Source organism: Pontibacter brevis (assembly GCF_054779655.1).
The window spans coordinates 62,177-80,950 of sequence record NZ_BAAGXV010000012.1; the positions used below are offsets into that span (position 1 = coordinate 62,177).

Annotated in this window: 11 protein-coding genes and 1 pseudogene; 3 read left to right on the top strand and 9 right to left on the bottom strand. The window is 50.0% G+C overall.

Features of this window, described 5'->3' with window-relative positions:
• Positions 1–98 precede the first annotated feature (98 nt).
• Together ACYVB1_RS03260 and ACYVB1_RS03265 are read right to left on the bottom strand one after the other, a co-directional pair.
• Positions 99–2,879, bottom strand: coding sequence for a cation-translocating P-type ATPase (locus ACYVB1_RS03260; RefSeq protein ID WP_460920531.1), 2,781 nt, complete (start codon positions 2,877–2,879; stop codon positions 99–101).
• Between the two features lie 167 nt (positions 2,880–3,046).
• Positions 3,047–3,663 (bottom strand): annotated as a pseudogene (locus ACYVB1_RS03265) (SDR family NAD(P)-dependent oxidoreductase).
• Between the two features lie 252 nt (positions 3,664–3,915).
• Between ACYVB1_RS03265 and ACYVB1_RS03270 the strand changes: the two are divergent.
• Both ACYVB1_RS03270 and ACYVB1_RS03275 read left to right on the top strand, forming a co-directional pair.
• Entirely contained in the window at positions 3,916–4,695 is a 780-nt protein-coding gene (locus ACYVB1_RS03270) for a hypothetical protein (RefSeq protein WP_460920533.1), read from the top strand.
• Positions 4,696–5,038: 343 nt separating this feature from the next.
• Entirely contained in the window at positions 5,039–7,510 is a 2,472-nt protein-coding gene (locus ACYVB1_RS03275; protein ID WP_460920535.1) for a TonB-dependent receptor, read from the top strand.
• A gap of 57 nt (positions 7,511–7,567) precedes the next feature.
• Here the strand turns inward: ACYVB1_RS03275 and ACYVB1_RS03280 are convergent, their stop codons facing one another.
• The 5 genes from ACYVB1_RS03280 to ACYVB1_RS03300 form a co-directional block, all read right to left on the bottom strand.
• The gene (locus ACYVB1_RS03280; protein WP_460920537.1) at positions 7,568–8,131 is read right to left on the bottom strand and encodes a gamma-glutamylcyclotransferase family protein; all 564 of its coding nucleotides are present in this window, start codon (positions 8,129–8,131) and stop codon (positions 7,568–7,570) included.
• Positions 8,128–8,889 carry a hypothetical protein gene (locus ACYVB1_RS03285; RefSeq protein ID WP_460920539.1) on the bottom strand — a complete coding sequence of 254 codons (762 nt, stop codon included), beginning with the start codon at positions 8,887–8,889 and terminating at the stop codon, positions 8,128–8,130. Before ACYVB1_RS03285 ends, ACYVB1_RS03280 begins: the two co-directional genes overlap by 4 nt.
• Before the next feature lie 220 nt (positions 8,890–9,109).
• Entirely contained in the window at positions 9,110–9,844 is a 735-nt protein-coding gene (locus ACYVB1_RS03290) for a hypothetical protein (protein WP_460920541.1), read from the bottom strand.
• 396 nt (positions 9,845–10,240) lie between these two features.
• Positions 10,241–11,212 carry an ROK family protein gene (locus ACYVB1_RS03295; protein WP_460920543.1) on the bottom strand — a complete coding sequence of 324 codons (972 nt, stop codon included), beginning with the start codon at positions 11,210–11,212 and terminating at the stop codon, positions 10,241–10,243.
• Between the two features lie 203 nt (positions 11,213–11,415).
• On the bottom strand, positions 11,416–13,056 hold the full coding sequence (locus ACYVB1_RS03300) for a L,D-transpeptidase family protein (RefSeq protein WP_460920545.1): 1,641 nt from the start codon (positions 13,054–13,056) through the stop codon (positions 11,416–11,418).
• A 511-nt stretch (positions 13,057–13,567) separates the two neighbouring features.
• Between ACYVB1_RS03300 and ACYVB1_RS03305 the strand changes: the two genes are divergently transcribed.
• The gene (locus ACYVB1_RS03305) at positions 13,568–13,996 is read left to right on the top strand and encodes a DoxX family protein (RefSeq protein ID WP_460920547.1); all 429 of its coding nucleotides are present in this window, start codon (positions 13,568–13,570) and stop codon (positions 13,994–13,996) included.
• Positions 13,997–14,129: 133 nt separating this feature from the next.
• Here ACYVB1_RS03305 and ACYVB1_RS03310 read toward each other — a convergent pair whose 3' ends face one another.
• Both ACYVB1_RS03310 and ACYVB1_RS03315 read right to left on the bottom strand, forming a co-directional pair.
• Positions 14,130–15,560: a TolC family protein gene (locus tag ACYVB1_RS03310; RefSeq protein WP_460920549.1), complete on the bottom strand. Its 1,431-nt coding sequence runs from the start codon at positions 15,558–15,560 to the stop codon at positions 14,130–14,132.
• Positions 15,561–15,573: 13 nt separating this feature from the next.
• Positions 15,574–18,747, bottom strand: a complete 3,174-nt coding sequence (locus tag ACYVB1_RS03315; protein WP_460920551.1) for an efflux RND transporter permease subunit — start codon at positions 18,745–18,747, stop codon at positions 15,574–15,576.
• Between the last annotated feature and the right edge of the window lie 27 nt (positions 18,748–18,774).

The following is an 18,774-nucleotide window of genomic DNA, read 5'->3' on the forward strand; positions in this document are numbered from 1 at the left end:
GTTGTCGGGGATACAACTGCAGCAGGTCATGCGGCCATTAAGTGAGGTGTCGATGTGTTGCTCGTAATTGTCCTTTCTTTTCTCTTCTTTGTGACGGCTCAGGCATGTTTTGCATTGCTCTTAAACCTGAAGTATTTCTCCACCGTCACGATGAGGAGCAGTATAACGCCGGCGCCAAAAATGCGCAGCACCTGCATTACGTCCAGTGGGCTTGAACTGAACAGGGTATTCATGACAGGGAGGTAAATGAACAGGGCCTGGAAAAAAAGCATGGCTGCAATGCCATAGAAGACCCACAGGTTGGTGAAGTAGCCAATTTCCCTCATCGGCCTTACAAGAGAGCGGCAACTGAGCAGGTAAAAAGACTCCAGCACGACCAATACGGTGGTGGCTACTGTCTGTGCCTCTGCTGTGGGAGCACCTTGTCTTACCTCATAGTGGTAGAGGCCAAAAGACACAATCAAGAGGAGCACTCCTACCAGCAAGGTACGCATGATTAATTCCTTTGTCAGGATAGGTTCTCCAGAAGGGCGCGGAGGCCGGTCCATGATGCCTGGTTCTTTCGGTTCAAATGCCAGCGTCAGGCCCAGCAATACGGCCGTTGTCATGTTCACCCACAATATCTGCACAGGTTGCACCGGCAGTTGCGTACCTGCGATGACCGCAGCCAGCACAAGTAGCCCCTCACCGAGGTTGGTAGGTAGTGTCCAGACGATAAACTTCGTCAGGTTATCAAATACACTTCTGCCTTCCTCTACGGCACCCTCTATAGAGGAGAAGTTGTCGTTGGTAAGTACCATGTCGGAGGCATCTTTGGCGACATCGGTGCCGGTGATGCCCATGGCAATGCCTATGTTCGCCTGCTTCAGCGCCGGCCCGTCGTTCACGCCGTCGCCCGTCATGGCTACTACTTTATCGCGGGCCTGCAGTGCTTTTACCAGCCGTAGCTTCTGGTCCGGGGACACCCGGGCAAAAACAGAGGTCTGTTCAGCTACTTCTTCCAGCTCCCTGTCCTCCATCTGTTGCAGTTCCCTGCCTGTAACAGCCACTAACCTTCCTTTTTCCTGGCGGCCTTCTAATCCTATCTGGCTGGCAATGGCAGCGGCTGTAACAGCATGGTCACCAGTAATCATTTTTACATTGATGCCTGCTTTCTGGCACAACTTTACAGCCTCCACAGCCTCCTGTCGGGGCGGGTCGATCATGCCCTGAACACCCAGGAAAATGAGGTTTGACTTGGTGTCGTTGTGGTCGATACCAGACATGCCTGCAGGTGCCGCTGCCATGGCAAAAGCCAGCACCCGCAGTCCCTGTCCTGCCAGTTCTTCTACCTGTTTTTGAATAGCTTCCTTGTTTAGCGCGCTTAGCTCACCGTCCGGTAGCATGGCCTTGTTGCACCGTTCCAGTACGGCTTCCACAGAGCCTTTCAGGTATATAGCGGGGTGGGTGCCGCCATGCAGGGTTGCCATGTACTGGTGTTCCGACTCAAAAGGAATGGCGTCTTGACGGGGATGTTCCTGCTCCAGCTCCTTTGCCTCGAAGCCAGCTTTACGTGCGGCAACCACCATTGCGCCTTCTGTTGGGTCACCCTCAATGGTCCATGCGCCTTCTTTTTCTTTCAATGAACTGTCGTTGCAGAGCATACCAGCTTTAAGACAAAGCTCCAGGGCTTTGTTTGACGCCAGATCCACTATCTGATCATTTTCCTGTATTTCTCCCTCAGGGCGGTAACCGAGTCCTTTCACTGTGTAAGCTTTGCCTCCTGCCACTATCTGCTGCACCGTCATCTGGTTTTCGGTGAGGGTACCCGTTTTATCAGAGCAGATCACACTGGTGCTGCCCAGTGTTTCTACTGCCACCAGTTTGCGAATAATGGCCTTACGGGCCGCCATTTTAGATACTCCCAGTGCCAGCATGATGGTGACGGCCACAGGCAAACCTTCCGGAATAGCTCCCACCGCCAGGGCAACCGCTATCATGAATGTTTCGCCCAGGTCTTCGCCCCGTAGCAGCCCCACCGCAAACACCACCACGCAAAGCCCCAGAATAACCCACAGCAGCAGGTGGCTGAACTCCTTTATTTTCCTGGTGAGGGGTGTCTCCAGGTCCTGGGCACCGGCAATGGATTGCTGTATTTTACCTACCTCTGTCCTGTCTCCTGTGGCTACCACCACACCCTTGCCTTGCCCGTAGGTAACTACAGTAGAGGAAAAGCCCATGCTAAGCCGATCTCCCAGCACGTTATCGGCGGGTACTGGTTCTGCATTCTTTTCCACCGCCACAGATTCACCTGTCAGTGCCGATTCGTCTACTTTCATGTCCCGCTCCCTGACCAGGCGCACATCTGCAGGAAACTTATCGCCAGATTGTATCAGGACAATGTCGCCGGGCACCAGGTCCTGTGCGTCTAGGTCCTGCCTGCTGCCGTTGCGGATTACCTGCGCTTTGGCTGTCATGCTTTTGGCCAGTGCATCAATCGCCTCCAGCGCCTTCGACTCCTGCACATAGCCAATAATTGCATTGATGAACACCACGGCGAAAATGACAATGGCATCTGTGTACTCCTCCAAAAAAATGGTGACCACGGTGGCAGCAAGCAGAATATAAATCAAAGGCTGATGAAACTGCATCACAAAACGCATGAAGGCGCTCTGCCGCTTTTTAGGCGTCATGACGTTGTGCCCAAACTGCTTTCTACGTTTTGCTACCTCCCCGTCACATAAGCCCTTGTCTGCAGACACCTCCAGCAGTTCCAGTACTTCCGCTGCTTCCAGGCTGTGCCACGGGTGTTGCCCGTCTGCTGTCAAGGGCTCTTTGTCTGTTATCTGTTCTTCTGTTACAGGCATACCAGTGTACTTTTTTTCTTCAAGCGTAATCATATAACTTTACGGGTTACGGTGTAAACAAGCTTTATTACAAGTAATTGTGGGTTGTTGCGTGCTTAAGAGACCCTTGAGCAATGGATAAGAATATCTTTGCTGCCCCAGCTGTGCCAGCACAACAATTAGGATAATGCGGTATGGCTGACATTCAGAAGGTGAAGTGTTTACTGTGCCAGGTAACCGCCGTCTACTGCATAGTATGTGCCCGTTACAAAAGAGGCTTTGTCAGAACTCAGCCATATAACCAGTTCGGCCACTTCTTCAGATTCTCCCACCTGCCGGTGGGGTGTAAGCCTGCTAACATCTGCTGGGCATCGTCGTTGATCCCGGCCTCAGCTAAGAGGGGTGTTTTTATGAAAGCAGGGCCAACGGCGTTGAAGCGTATGCCTTTCGTGGAATACTCCAGCGCTGCAGTTTTGGTGAGACCGACAACACCATGCTTGGAGGCCACGTAAGCCGACGCATTTGCAAAGCTCACCTGGCCTAAGATCGAGGAGTTGTTGATGATGGCGCCACCACCGTTTTGCTTTATCTCTTCCACCACTTCCATTCCTTTCGGGTGCTGGATGTCTGAAACTATCACTTTCGCACCTTCCCGTGCATATTGCAGGGCTGTTGCTCTTCCGATACCAGAAGATGCACCGGTTACCAGTGCTACTTTTCCAGCAAATTGGTTTTGACTGATTTTTGCCATTTTAATAAAGGTTAAGGTTGTCTGTTTCCTGGGTTGTTCTCTGCAAAAATCATTAATTGCCCTTGCCGATAAAATGACGCTAGTCATTTTATAAAGACGTAATTATCAGTGTTTAGTATCTGCCATCGGGGCTGCTTCCTTGCTGGAAATTGAAACGTATTTATTTTAGGTGATTTTAGAAAATGAGGGAGGATTCAGACAGTTTGTTTCTCATTCGACCAGGTTTAAGAGGTGTAAACAAGATGAATGCAGATGAAATGTTTTGCGGTAGTAGCAGATGTAGATTACAGGATTTACCTTTGCGGCTTATTTTAGCTTTAAAACCCAATCCATTTCTACATGTATTCTAATTTTACCAAATCTGGTATTTCCTTCAATAAAAGATTCTCGCTGTTGCTGGTGTTGTTTGGCCTCACACTGTTGGTCAACAGGCAGGCGGAGGCGCAGGTAATTTACCAGGGGGGCTCTAATGTGCAGCTGCTTTATGGCCGCAGCCTGAACCAACCTGCTGACCTGGCTACAATCACGGTGGAGCATTTCGGCTCTTATGGTGCCCTTGAGCAATTTGTGTTCGGGGATTTGTTTAACGATGTCAGCCTGGCCAGCCCGAACCTGTACATGGAGTGGTACCCGAAAGTGAGCCTGAGCCGCGCTACCGGCAAGGAGGTAAGGCTGGGACCAATAAGTGATGTGCTGCTGTCAGGTGGTATAAACGTGCTGTTCGGAGGCACCGAAGACTTTTTTGTGTACACTGCGGGCCCTGCCTTCAAATTCAGAATTCTTGGCTCCGGTCTGTTGCAGCTCGAGACCTATTATTACAAGCAGCATGGCGAGGAGTACGACGGCACCTACCAGATTACCCCGAGCTGGGATGTTAATTTGCCTGTTTCAGAGAAAGTAAAGCTAAGGTTCCGGGGCTTTATGGACTTTATCGGGGACCGTGGCCCTGGCAGCACACAGTATTTAACGCAACCACAGCTGTTCCTGGACCTGGGCAATACCTGGGGCAAGCCCGGCAAAGTATTCCTCGGTTCTGAATGGCGCTACTGGAACAATGTAGTAGGTATCGAGGGGCTGAACGAGTCCATTCTGCAGGCCAACCTGCTGCTCAGCCTTTAAAAAGTTACCAGGCAGGGCAGGTTTTAATTCTGTTCTAAGTAAGAAAGCTATATCTTATAAAAGCTTACGGGCACTCAAGCCTGTAAGCTTTTTTTTCGCTCAACCTCCAGTATCAGGCTTGTCAGGTCAACAGCTGTTCTTTTCGTCAGCAGCGCCTTCTGCGGTCATAAGCCTTTAGCAGGTCTGTTTGTGTAAGCGCAAGGGCTTCAGTCAACTAAAGGCGGCTGAAGCTGAAAGGTTTGCCTGAGATAAATTCCTCCATTGCAGTACTTTTATTAGGAAGAGTTTGTATTTTGCTGAGTAATAAAGAGGTGGAAACAACAGCATCCCTAACCAGCTGACCATGATGATATCAACTTTACTTTCGAGGAAAGGAAGCCTGCGCTTCTTTGTATGTACTTTTTGGCTCTTCCTTCTATTCCCGCTCATGACGTTTGCGCAGGTAGGTAAAAAGAATGCAGTGAAAGGAAAAGTAGTAGATGCTGCAACTGGGGAGCCACTGCCTTACGCCACTGTGCGCTTGTTCAAAAACGCTGATGATGGCCTGGTATCAGGAAATATTACGGATGAGGCCGGGGTGTTTACGCTGGATGCTCCTTTTGGCGAATTTTATACACTGGTAGAGTTTATGGGCTACAAAGCCTTGAAAACCCCGGCCTTCTCACTGTCATCCGGTAAGCCAGGCCACCAGTTGGGTGTGTTAAAGCTGCAGGCAGCAGAAGCCACTGCCCTGGGAGAGGTAGTGGTGCGGGCTGAAAAAAGCTCAATGGAGTTGTCGCTGGATAAAAAGATATTCAACGTGGGGCAGGACCTGGCAAATGCCGGTGGTTCCGCCAGCGAAATCCTGAGTAATATACCTTCCGTCTCGGTGGATGGAGAAGGCAATGTAAAGCTGCGCGGCAGTGGCAATGTGCGTATTCTGATTGACGGGAAACCATCTGGACTGGTAAGTTTTAAAGGAGGCAGCGGCCTGCAGCAGTTACAGGGCAGCTTGATAGAGAAAGTTGAAATCATCACCAACCCTTCGGCCCGCTACGAAGCAGAAGGCATGTCAGGCATTATTAACATCGTCCTGAAGAAAGAGCGTAAAAGCGGGTTCAACGGTTCTTTTGAAGCCATTGGAGGGGAGCCTGCCAATTACGGAGGTGCGGCCAACGTAAACTACCGCCATAAAAAAATAAACTTTTTCATAAACTACGGCCTGGCCTACCGCATTACGCCCAGCCGGGGATCACTTTACCAGGAACTGACCACGGACACATCCACCTCTGTTTCGAGGCAAACGTATGATACCCGGCTTCGGGGATTTAATAACAACATCCGGGGCGGGGCAGATTATTTTTTCACAGAGACCAGCATCCTGACTGCCTCCTATATGTTCCGGAGGAGCGATGGCAACCGCATCCGCCATATCCGCTACGAAGACTATACAGGCAGCCAGCAGCAGTTACAGAGCTACACTGCCCGCAAGCAGGATGAAGATGAAAAGGAAGTGAATGCAGAGTATGCCCTTAGCTACAAAAAGACCTTTGCCAGAAAAGGGCAGGAGCTGAATGCTGATTTCCGGTTCCTGGATTACTGGGAAAGCTCAAACCAGGTTTACATACAGAATACCTTCTCACCCGATGGCATACATGACGCCACCAGTGCTTTGTTTCAGCGGTCGTTGAACGATGAGTATGAAAAGCAGTACCTGACCCAGGTGGATTACGTGCAACCCTTCGGCGAGGGCGGCAAGCTGGAGGTGGGCGTAAGAAGCAGTTTCCGGGACATGGTAAACGACTACCTGGTAGGCGATGAAAATGCCGCCGGTGAAATAACCCCACTGCCCGGGCTGGACAATTACTTTATTTACAATGAAAACATTAACGCTGCATACGGAATACTGGGAAATAAAACGAAGCAGCTGTCTTACCAGGTGGGGTTGCGTGCCGAGCACACCGATGTCAAAACCACTCTTCAGGAAACAAACGAGGAGAACCCGCGCCGCTATACCAATTTATTTCCAAGTGCTCACCTCACCTACAACTTACCGAAGGAAAACGCTGTGCAAATCAGCTATAGCCGGAGAGTGCGCCGGCCGGTGTATTTTGACTTAAGCCCCTATTTTACCTTTTCTGACAGCAGGAACGTGATGGGTGGTAATCCTAACCTTGACCCCGAATACACAAACGCCTTCGACCTCGGGCACATCAAGTATTTTGAAACAGGTTCTCTTTCTTCTTCTTTGTTCTACCGGCGCTCTACAGATAAAATAACCACTATCCGGCGGGTAAACAGTGAGGGAGTAGCGGCTTTACGACCGGAAAACCTGGCAGCAGAAGATGCCTTCGGGGCTGAATTCACAGGCTCTTTTACGCCCACCACCTGGTGGAAATTTGACCATAGCTTTAACTTCTTCCGTGCCATTATCGATGGCAGTAATTTCGAAGAAAACTTCAGTACCGACACTTACAGCTGGTTTACCCGCCACACCTCCCGGTTTACGCTTCCCAGGGCTATTGATGTACAGGTGCGGGGCAACTACGAAGCTCCCCAGAAAACACCGCAGGGTAGCCAGAAAGCCCTGTACTACCTCGACCTGGGCATCAGCAAAACCATACTGAACAGGAATGGCACCATTACGCTGAATGCCCTGGATTTGTTTAACACCCGCATCAACCGGTCTGTTTTCCGTGGCGAAAGTGCAGAGGGCGTGACGTTTTATACCAGCAGTGAAAACCAGGGGCGGCGAAGGCAGGTTAACCTGACCCTCAGTTACCGGTTACACCAGGCTGAACCCGCTGGTAAACCCAGAACAATAGGTACTGAGTAATCTTCTGTGCATAAAATCAAAAGCCCCGGAACAGACACTTTGTTTCGGGGCTTTTTGCTAAACATATTTGCGCTGTTGTAGATCAACAAAGGTGTAGTTTCCTGCTAAAACGGGGAACCTGATTTCTTCCGTAGAAGCGGCATAGTCTTTTTCGAACTGAGGGCCAAATGCAACGCAGGCGGCAGCTACCAGTTGCAGGTATTTTTCCATGACATACAGATCATCCATGGTTTGCTTTACCTGATATTCTGGTTTGGCAATAAAAGTAAATGCCCTTACCTCATGGCCTGGAGGAACGATACCGGGTGCCTGAAGGGAGGAGGTGATGTCTACTTCATTATAATTCTTTTCCCTGTTTTGTAAATAGAGCCGTTCGTCCTCACTTACCTCAAACAGGACTCCGTTCACCCAGGACGATGGTGTTGCTGTGAGATCCAGGAATGCAGCCGATATGGTTTTACCTAAACTTTCAGAAAATACCTGTTCCCGCAGTGTCCAGGTTCTTTTGCAGCCCTTTACTACCGCAGGCTCCATATCCTCTAAAGTTATCTCACGTTGAAGCGCTCTGCCCGCACTGGCTGCGCTGATTAGGGAGCCGTACCCGAATATGTAAGTTTTCATACTGGCTCAAGTTGACGGGGTTGATCAATCACGTTCCAGTCGAACACGAAACTCATACATATAACGTCTTCCTTTTTTAGATTTGTCTCCCGAACGGAAAAAAAACCGGGGTAGTCGGTATGAACACTGATTTCCTTGTTGTCCTGTAGATTCGGTGCTTTTGAACGCAGTACCGCTGTAGGACGCTCTTTCAAAAATCTTTCATAATTTGGCAGCGAAGAGAAATCCACTATAATACGGGCTTCATCCGTATTCTGCTCCATCTTTATTCCAATGTCTTCATTTTCCTGCTGAAGGCCATTATAGAAAATACATTTTGTGAAGAACACGCTGGATGGGCCGGGTATACTTTGCGATATATATTGTTCTACCTTTTCTGCTGCCTGGTCTGTGAACTGCAGGTTGTTTTGCCAGGGGTGCAGTATTTGTAAGTCAACCACTCCGCTAGACCTGTTTTCAGTATAATATTCTTTCTGGGGGGTGTGGAATACATTGAGCCGGAAGTAATGATATTCGTCAAATACCTTTACTTTTTTCTTTAAACGTTTCACAAAGGCTTCATATACAGAAGAGCGCCCCTCTTTTTTGCGGGTTAAGTGAATAACTTTTACATACACAAATTTGTAGAGTTGGTCTTTGTTTTCAATTTCCTCCTCTTTGTTTTTCCGCTCTTTCCTTTTATCCAGGAAATGTGGAACAAGGCCGGTAATAATACCCGCTATGGCACTGATAATTGCTACTATGACGTTGCTATCCATAACAAACAGGAGTTAAAAAGATGTTTAACAATCCATTGCTGCAATTATGATAACATAATTTATTCCTGTTATACGTTATTTAATAAAAGTATAACTTTTTTAATTTAAAAAGATATTAAAATCAGAAAAAAAAGAGCCTTTTTAAAGCTTTAGCATGTGGGTGGAGGAAACCCGACTGAGAATACTCAAAATAAAAGGGGCAGGAAGAGAAGGAATAGAGTTAGTATGGCAAGTCATCCGTGTCATCATCCTCATTAAAATCATCTGCATCGTAAGGCAGGTCGCCGGATTCCCCCAGTAACTCATCTACCAAAGCCTGCCGGGCTTCCTCATAAATCAACTCGCCCCGCAGCAGGAATTTATTTGCATCCAGCAGCACTTCGTAGGTAGGCGTATGAATGTGTTTGGGGATCTTCAATAGCCGTGGGTCGCTTTTACCGAAGGGAGTGGAGACCTTTGAGTTAAACAAGTAAGGGATGAGCGTTTTAGAACAGCTGATGGCGATGCGGTGAATTTCATTTTCTTCAAAGTACTCCTGCAGCCGTTCGTTGATGTTCTCAAAAAATTCCACTGTTTCTCCTAAGCGAACCCTGGAGCCGGCTCGCGACTTGCCTTTGGTTTTGAGGTATTTTATCTGGCTTTTGCCTTGCTTTTTCCGCACCATATAGGAGCGGAACACTTTATGGTCCAGGTTAAGGCCGTTCTCGAAATACCCCAGGGCGCAGTTCCCGGACTGGATAAGCACAATAACATAATTTACCTGCTGTTTTTCTTCTGAAGAGCCTTTGCCCGGAGGCGGTAGCACAATGGGCAGCCTGAAATACACTTGCTCGTTTCCTGCTCCGTCCAATAAAATAATCCGATGTTTCTCCTGATCATAAACCGAAGGGTAGGAGCCTGTTTGGATGGTACGGAGTAACCGGAGGGATAAGTCTTTAGAAAGAAAACGGTTCATGGTAAAAGCGGCAGCGCCTGAAATAAGTTAAAAGGCCTTTCTGCAAGGATGATTTACAATGTAGCGCATGCTCAAGTTTCATTTTTGAAGGCGGAAATTCAAAAAGAAAGAGTGCTGGCGATGAGGTTCCAGGGATTCAGAGCAGTGCTCAGAATTTAGAAAAGCATAACCTCAGGCTCCTGTATGGGAAGTTTGCCGCGCAGAGTAGGGGTTTAAATATGAAAAATGAGCTTGCCCAGGGAGTAGCACTTGGCGGAAACAGGAAAGCAAGCTGTGGCAAAGCGGGCACCTGCTGCCGGATAATTCCTGGTGTCACCTCTAAACTTGTCACAGCTTGCTTTTATTTGCTTTCATGCCTCCTGTTCAGGAAGCAGGTGTTAGAGCAATAGTTTGGAATCAGCCCCGTTTCATTGCCCAGACCAGAGCACTGGCGCCCAGGATAGCAGCATCGGCTTCTTTCAATTCACTAAACGTTAGGAGCACCTTGTTCCTGAAAACAGCCAGTAAGTTCTTTTCCATATGTTCCTTCACAGGGCGCATGAGCATGTCGCCGGCTTTGGTCACACCGCCAAAAAGAATAATGGCCTCCGGGGAGGAGAACATCACAAAGTTGGCAAGTGCTTCACCTAGTATCTGGCCCGTGTAGCGGTATACTTCCTGCGCAAGTTCATCACCTTTCTCGGCACACTCAAATACCATTTTAGAATCAATGGCTTCCGGAACACAGCTGTGCAGCAACGACGTATTCTCTGAGGCCGCGGCCATCTCCCTTGCTGTCATCACGATGCCAGTAGCAGACGCATAGGCTTCCAGGGTGCCGACCAGCCCGGTAGACCAGTGCTTTCTGCCTCCATGGCGGATAATGGTATGCCCCAATTCGCCAGCAAAGCCATCATGGCCGTAAATCAAGCTGCCGCCACTCACAATGCCACTGCCTACTCCGGTACCCAGCGTGATCACAATAAAGTCTTTCATACCTCTTGCCGCACCATACATCATTTCACCTACTGCTGCGGCATTGGCATCATTGGTGATATCGCAAGGCATGTTAAATTTCCCGCTAATCATGCTGGCGAAAGGCACGATGCCTTTCCAGTTCAGGTTAGGGGCATGTTCTATGGACCCGGTGAAATAATTAGCATTAGGAGCGCCAATACCAATTCCTTTGATGTTTTCTCTGCCTACTTCCTCAATGGCTGGAAGTAGTGCACCATACAGGGCCTCTACAAATGCTTCGGCTGTCTCGTATGCGCTGGTAGACATCCTACCGCTGTTCCTGATTTCCCCGCGGTGGTTTACGATGCCGTACTTAGTATTAGTGCCGCCAATATCTACTCCTATGGCGTATTGCTTTATGTTTTTGTCCATGTATGTTGGTTAAGTGATAGCGAGTGGTCAATGGGCATGAGGTATATCCATGCTTTCCTTTACAGAGAAACCACTAAGATATCCTTTACACTATTCTCCTGCAATTGTCGACACCTCATTTTTCGGTTTGCATCCTGTAGCCTCTTCATGAGGATGAGCTTCCGGGGCTATGAAATTCCCCGGAAGCTCAATATGTTTCAGCCTTAAAACAGCTGTTGTGCCAGGGCATTGTCGTGGCCGTACAGGTCATCCCGGAAGTGTACTGTTCCGTCGTCCTCTACCCAGGTCGTAAAGTACACAAGGTATACCGGAACGCTTTCCTCCAGGTTTACACGCTGCTGCTGCCTGCCATTCATTGCACGCAGCACGCGGCTTTTGTCCCAGCCGGGTTTGTTCTGAAGCAGGTAGGTAGCCAGATCTGCAGGGCGTTCTACCCGCACACAGCCGTGGCTGAAATCACGGTCGCGCTCATCAAATAAATGGTCTGCAGGGGTATCGTGCAGGTATACGGCATGCTCATTCGGGAACATGAACTTTACCCGCCCCAGGGAGTTGTTCGGGCCCGGACGCTGCCGGATACGGTATTCAAAATTATGCTGGGTCATGGTGTTCCAGTTTACACGGCTGACAGGTACCCGCCGGGCGTTAGGACCAAATGTGGTAACCATCTCCATGTTCTGGCTCTCGAGCCAGTTTATGTTTTCCTGAAGATGCGGTTTGATGTCATCCTCCACAATACTGTTTGGCACATTCCAGTAGGGCGCAAACATGAGGTATTGGATCTGGTGGCTGAAAACAGGTGTAGAATGCATGGTTTTACCGACTACGACCTTCATACGCAGGGCTTCCTTACCGTTTTCCATGACCGTTACCCTGAAGGCAGGAATGTTCACCATCACATAGCGGTCAGGTTTGCCTTCCGGCGAAAGGCGCTTTGGCAGCCATCTCCAGCGTTCCATGTTCAGCACTATCTGGTCGATGCGCTCTTCTACAGGCACGTTGAGTGCCTGGTAGGTCTGCGGACCCAGGACGCCATCTACTACCAGCCCGTGCTGCTTCTGGAACTTCATCACAGCGTCTTTTACCTGCTGGTCATACACATAAAGCACCGAGTCCTGTTCATTTACCTGCTGCTGTGGCAAGAGGCGCCTCCGCACATCCAGCACTACTTTGGCCGAATCGTTCAGCTTCACGATGCCTTCACCGTTTACCTTCGGCCAGCCACCGCGTTCCTGTATCTGGCGGTACTGTACCAGGGCGTCACGCAATTTCAGGTAGCCCTCGTGCAGGGCTTCAAATTCATAATACGGATAAGTGCTTTCTCTCTCCTGCAGAATTGCTTCCAGGGCCTTGTTCAGCTTTATTTTATTTCGCTTTACCTGCCATTCAATGGCAGCGGCATCATGCGGGTCTACGGCTCCTTTATAAAAATCGGAAGCGAAATTAAAGTATGAGGCAGTTAAGGCAAGGTCGAGTTCCTGCTTCTTTTGCTGCTTTCTATTGTCCGATGCGGGTATGGCCTCATACGCCTGGTACATCTGGCCCAGGTTTTTAACTTTATAATCCCTAGGGTTAAGGCCTTCTTTGTGCGCCTTATCTATTGCCTGCATCAGCTTATCAGCCTGGGGAATCAGCTTGTTGTCTTGAAACCAGGCCAGCTGGTACTCCCGGTCCTTGTAAAACTGTTTCACCAGGCTCAGGTGGTGCCTGAACTCCTGTTCGGTGCCGATGTACTGCTGTATGTAATCACTGTCGAACTTGGCCGGCTCATTGCCGTCGGCAGTAGGGGAGGAGTAGCCGGTGATGGGAGGTGTGTTGCTGTTAGCTGCTGCAAGTAAGGGCAAAAGCAGTACTATAAGACTTGAAAGGAGCTGAGGTAAGCGTAATTGTAAAGTTTTATCTTTCATTCCGTTTTTCTATCTGTTGGTTCTATTGGTATAAGCCCCGACACCTTCGTTCGTAATATGAAGCATCATGTGTGTCTTCTGAAACGGGGCTATACTTGTATATACAAATATTGGGCCGTAAAAGTTTGGTTTTTCCGATATGCAGGTTGAAAGGAGTAGCCGTAGGAGATGATGGTTTTGTGTTTAGCAGGGGGTGAGTTGTAAGTGGCAGGCCTTAAAAAAAGGATGTTGCGAACCTTCAGATAGTGGAGAGACAGGAAAAACCACAATGCCGGGCCAGAACTCCGCTTAGGTTTAGCAAAATTTCTTGCTACCAGAACAGTGGGAGGGCGGAGGCAGGCAGGCATTAACTTTATACAAAAGTATACGTTAAATGCAATATTTAAATACCTGCTTTATAGCTGTTTAAATGTTTTAAGTTGTTCAACTGTAAAAAGAAAATATAAGAATGGATAGATTTTTAGGAAACTATAGCCCGCACCTCTTTGCTGTTTTACGATTTGTAGCAGGCATCATGTTTGCCATGCATGGCTCTCAGAAACTGTTTGGCTGGCCAGGTGACGGCAACACCGTGGAACTCGTCTCCATGATGGGTCTGGCTGGAATCATAGAATTTGTTGGCGGTCTGATGATAGCCTTTGGGGTATTTGCCAGCTGGGCTGCCTTTATTGCCAGTGGTCAGATGGCGGTGGCGTTTTTTATGGCGCACGCCCCACAGGGCTGGAACCCCGTCACGAACGAAGGGGAGAAGGCGGTACTGTACTGTTTCCTGTTCCTCTACATTGCCGCGCATGGTGCCGGTATATGGAGTGTTGATGCTGCCCGCCGAAAAAGCGGTACCCGTCATCATACGACCAATGCCTATCATAACGGGTAATCTGAACTGCAGATTACCCTGCTTCCTGGTGCAGACTGCGAAATCTCAGCTTAACTGTTTCAGATTATAAATCGACAGCTTTTCAGTTATCTGAAACTGAAACACCAACCTTTAAAATAGTGCGCAGCTTCTGTTACTCCCAGCCCCCGCCCAGGGAGCGGTACAAATCAATGACGGCAAGAAATATCTCTTTGCGGGTATTCGCCTTGCCCAGTTCAGCCTGCAGCACGCTTCCCTGCGCTGTAATTACTTCGAGGTAGGAGGCATACCCCGCCATAAACAAGTCGTTGGAGGTGCTGACCGCGTTCATGAGCACTTCTGCCTCCTCCTGCCTTAGCGCGTACGCTTTCTTATAGTTTTCTATCCTTTGCAAGTTAGTGACCACCTCCTGGTAGCCCGTCAGAACGCTCTTTTGATACGCATAGAAGGCTTCTTTATTCAGTGCTACGTTTCGGTTAAATTCAGATCGGATAACCCTGTTCTGGAAGATTGGGGCTGTCAGTCCGCCCAGGAAACCCATCACCAAAGACTCAGGTGTGTTGAAGATGGAGGGGAGGTGGCGGGTATGCACACCGGCATAGGGCGTGATGGTAAAAGCAGGAAGGAAAGCTGCCCGTGCTGCCTCCAAATCTGCTTTGGCCGCTATCAGCTCCAGTTCCGCCTGCTGTATGTCGGGCCTGCGAAGCAGCAGGTCCGAGGGAACACCTGCATCTACAACGACAGGCAAATGTTGTAATAAAATTGACTCGCCCCTGGCAATCGGCTGCGGGTACCGGCCTAGCAGCAGGTTAATCTGGTTCTCTACTTCGGTAATCCGTTGCCGTTTTTCATAGCCCAGGCTCTGGGTGCGCAGCAACTGCGCATGAAACTGCTGCACGGCCAGCTCGGTGGCCCGGCCACCAATTTTCTGGATCTTGATGATCTCCAAGGCTGTTTCCTGCAGTTCGATGTTTTTCTCTATGGCCTCCAGTTCATTGTCGAGGCCCAGGAGTTCGTAGTAGAGCCGGGCAATCTCGGCCACAAGGGTTGTGGTAAGCAGGTGCTGCCCCTTCTCGGAGGCGATGAAACGGGCATAAGCGGCTTTTTTACGGTTCTTCAGTCTTCCCCACAAGTCAATTTCCCAGGTGCTCTGCAGCCCCAGGAAGTGGTTCTGGGTTTGGGTTACGGTGTTCCGGTCACCGTATATAGTGCCGCTGAGCAGGTTATTATAGATGTTGCCGGAACGGGCTCTGAAGCGGGCATCGAGCGAGGGCAGCATCGCGCCGCTGGCAATGTTGTAGTTGGCCCGTGCCATCTCAATTCGCTGAATCGCTGCCAGCTGATCCGGGTTGTTGCGGAGTGCTGTGTCAATAAGGCCAACCAGGTACTTGTCATTAAAAAAAGTCTTCCAGGAGACGTCTCCCAGGCTGGTGCTATCGACAGTGTTGCCGATAAAGGTATCCGGCGTTTTCACCGTAGCCGGCAGCTGTGATGGCTGCGGTGGCTCAAAAACCTTGCAGCTCGTTATCAGCGTCAGCAGGAAAAAGAAGTATATGTTTTTATTTAAAAATTTATCAAATGACATAAAGTGGTTTAACTTAATTATGGGAAACGGATACTTCTTCTATCTCTTCTGTAATTGGTTCCGGCTTCTGCCTGGCTTTCTTTTTACCCATCATCTTTGCAAAAAGAACATATAGCCCCGGAATCAGGAACAAACCGACGATGGTACCGATAAACATACCTCCGGCAGCCGCCGTACCAATGGACCTGTTACCCAGGGCACCGGCACCTGTGGCCATACAAAGTGGTATCAGACCGGCGATAAAGGCAAAGGAGGTCATCAGGATAGGGCGGAGCCTGGCGTAAGAGCCTTCTACCGCCGCCTCCAGTACCGACAAGCCTTCCTTCCGCCGCTGCACGGCAAACTCTACAATCAGTATAGCATTTTTACCCAACAAACCGATGAGCATGATAAGCGCCACCTGCGCATACACGTTATTTTGCAGCCCGAGCAGGTGCAGGGCCGCAAAGGCACCAAACACACCGGCAGGCAAACAAAGGATAACCGGCAGGGGGAGCAGGAAGCTTTCGTACTGGGCGGCCAGCAACAGGTACACAAATACAAGACAGATGATAAAGATGTAAATCGCCTCCTGCCCGGACGACACCTCCTGCCGCGTCATGCCATACCAGTCGTAGGTGTAGCCCCGTGGCAGTGTCTCGGCAGCTACCCGCTCAATCGCAGCGATGGCATCACCGCTGCTATAGCCGGGGGCAGGACCACCTTTTACCTTAGCCGAGGTATACATGTTGTGGCGGGAGAGCTGCTCCGGTCCGTACACTCTTTCCATGCTGATGAAGGTGGAGTAGGGTACCATTTCCCCCTTGTCGTTTTTCACCTGCAGTTTCAGCACATCTTCCGGTCTTGCGCGGTAGCTGGGGTCAGCCTGCACCATTACATCATACATCTGCTCGAAGCGCACAAAATCAGAAACATATAAACCGCCAATCAGCGTTTGCAGGGTGCTCATGGCCTGTTCAATGGTCACCCCGTTTTTGGCAGCCATGTCCTGGTCTACATGTAGCATGTACTGCGGGAAGTTCGGGTCGAATTCCGAGAATGCGCCCGTAATTTCAGGGGCAGCTTCCAGTGCCTGCACAAACTGCTTTGTTACCTGGTCCATCCGCTGCATGTTGCCGCTGCCGGTGCGGTCGAGTACCTTCATCTGGAAGCCAGAAGAGTTACCGAAGCCCGGCACGGTTGGGGGAAGGAAGAAACTAATCTGCGCATCGGTAATATGCTTTGTTCTGTCTTCTAACTTCCGGATGGTTTCATGGATGGAAGCTTCCCTTTCGTCCCATGGTGCCAGGTCCACCATACCCATACCAAAGGAGGCGCCCGACAAACCGGTAGAGAGGCTGTAGCCAGCCAGGGAGGTGAACGATTTCACTTCCTTGATATCTTTTGTGTTCTGGTTGATAGCATCCAATACGCGCTCCGTACGCTCCACGGTAGCTCCGGCCGGGGCAGTCACATTCAGGTATACCACACTCTGGTCTTCTGTCGGGATAAAACCGGTAGGCAGCACCGTGGCGATTCCCCAGGTGGCGGCGAAGAAGAAAAGGAGCATCGCCACCGTAATCATCCTGCGGCCGGCCAGAAAGCCGATGCTGTTTTTGTACTTCATGGCAAAGGCATTGTAGCCCCGGTTAAACCCGCCGAAGAAGCGCTGCAAAAGGTTCTTTTTCTTTTTTTCGTTGTGGGTGCTTTTCAGGATGATGGCGCAGAGGGCGGGCGTCAGTGTCAAGGCGTTTATACCCGATATCACAATGGCCACAGCCAGTGTGAGCGAAAACTGGCGGTAGAAAACACCTACGGGGCCTGACATAAAGGCCACCGGCACAAACACCGCCGACATCACCAGTGTAATGGCCAGGATGGCTCCGCTTATTTCATGCATGGCCGCAAAGGTAGCCTGCCGCGGCGGCAGGTGTTCCTCTTCCATTTTGGCATGCACCGCCTCCACCACCACAATGGCATTATCCACTACAATACCAATGGCGAGCACCATCGCGAATAAGGTGAGCAGGTTAAGCGAGAAGCCCATCAGCTCCATAAAGAACAGGGTACCAATCAACGCCACAGGCACGGCAAGTGCCGGAATGAGGGTAGAGCGGAAGTCCTGCAGGAAAATAAACACCACGATGAACACGAGGATAAATGCCTCCAGGAGCGTCGTGAGTACGTTCTCGATGGAGGCATCCAGGAACCGGGAAACGTCATAGGTGATTTTATATTCCATGCCGGGAGGGAAGGAGCTGGCCTTCAGTTCTGCCATTCGCTCCTTTACCCGGTTAATGACATCCCGGGCATTGGAACCCGGACGCTGAATGATCATGAGCGAGGCGGCAGGGCGGCCATCCGTTTTAGAGATACGGCCATAGTTCAGGTTACCTAGTTCTACGTCTGCCACATCTCCCAGGCGGAGCACCGAACCATCCTCATTTGCCCTTATCACCAGTTTGTTGTACTGCTCAGGCTCATAGAACTTGCCGGTGTAGCGCAGCACATACTGTAGCATCTGTGGGTCTTTGCCGGAGCTGATACCCAGCTGACCCGGGGCAGCCTCTATGTTCTGGGTTTGGATAGCTTTAATGACCTCGTCAGTGGAAACCTTGTAAGCCGTCATACGGTCCGGCTTCAGCCACACACGCATGGAGTAATCCTTGGTACTCATGATTTCTGCAAAGCCCACACCGTCTACTCTTCTCAGTTCCTGCAGAATGTTCAGGTCGGCAAAGTTGTAGATGAACTTCTCGTCCAGCTCCGGGTCTTCGCTCATCACGTTGATGTAGAGCAGCAGGCCTTCCACCTCTTTCTCCACGGTCACCCCGGCTTTGATTACCTCCTCCGGTAAGTCACTTACCACCGTAGTTACCCTGTTCTGAACTTCTACAGCTGCCAGATCGGGGTCCTTGCCGGCTTCAAAATACACTTTAATGGAGGCCGTACCCCTGTTACTGGACACCGAAGACATATACGTCATGCCCGGCACACCATTGATGGCTTTCTCGAGCGGAGTGGTAACTGTGTTGGCTACCACACTGGCGTTCGCACCGCGGTACTTGGCCCTCACGGAAACAGAAGGCGGGGCGATATCCGGGAAAAGGGCCACAGGCAAGGTAAAAAAGGCAAGTGCTCCCAGCAGTACAAAAAACAGGGAGATGACAAGGGAGAGTACCGGTCTTCGTATAAAAATATCAAACATTCTATCTTCTTCTAAAGCTATCTTCTC

Bases quoted from the DNA above. Each gene is read 5' to 3' on its own strand.
- ACYVB1_RS03260 (WP_460920531.1), bottom strand. From the start codon at position 2,879: ATGATTACGCTTGAAGAAAAAAAGTACACTGGTATGCCTGTAACAGAA.
- ACYVB1_RS03270 (WP_460920533.1), top strand. From the start codon at position 3,916: ATGTATTCTAATTTTACCAAATCTGGTATTTCCTTCAATAAAAGATTC.
- ACYVB1_RS03275 (WP_460920535.1), top strand. From the start codon at position 5,039: ATGATGATATCAACTTTACTTTCGAGGAAAGGAAGCCTGCGCTTCTTT.
- ACYVB1_RS03280 (WP_460920537.1), bottom strand. From the start codon at position 8,131: ATGAAAACTTACATATTCGGGTACGGCTCCCTAATCAGCGCAGCCAGT.
- ACYVB1_RS03285 (WP_460920539.1), bottom strand. From the start codon at position 8,889: ATGGATAGCAACGTCATAGTAGCAATTATCAGTGCCATAGCGGGTATT.
- ACYVB1_RS03290 (WP_460920541.1), bottom strand. From the start codon at position 9,844: ATGAACCGTTTTCTTTCTAAAGACTTATCCCTCCGGTTACTCCGTACC.
- ACYVB1_RS03295 (WP_460920543.1), bottom strand. From the start codon at position 11,212: ATGGACAAAAACATAAAGCAATACGCCATAGGAGTAGATATTGGCGGC.
- ACYVB1_RS03305 (WP_460920547.1), top strand. From the start codon at position 13,568: ATGGATAGATTTTTAGGAAACTATAGCCCGCACCTCTTTGCTGTTTTA.
- ACYVB1_RS03310 (WP_460920549.1), bottom strand. From the start codon at position 15,560: ATGTCATTTGATAAATTTTTAAATAAAAACATATACTTCTTTTTCCTG.
- ACYVB1_RS03315 (WP_460920551.1), bottom strand. From the start codon at position 18,747: ATGTTTGATATTTTTATACGAAGACCGGTACTCTCCCTTGTCATCTCC.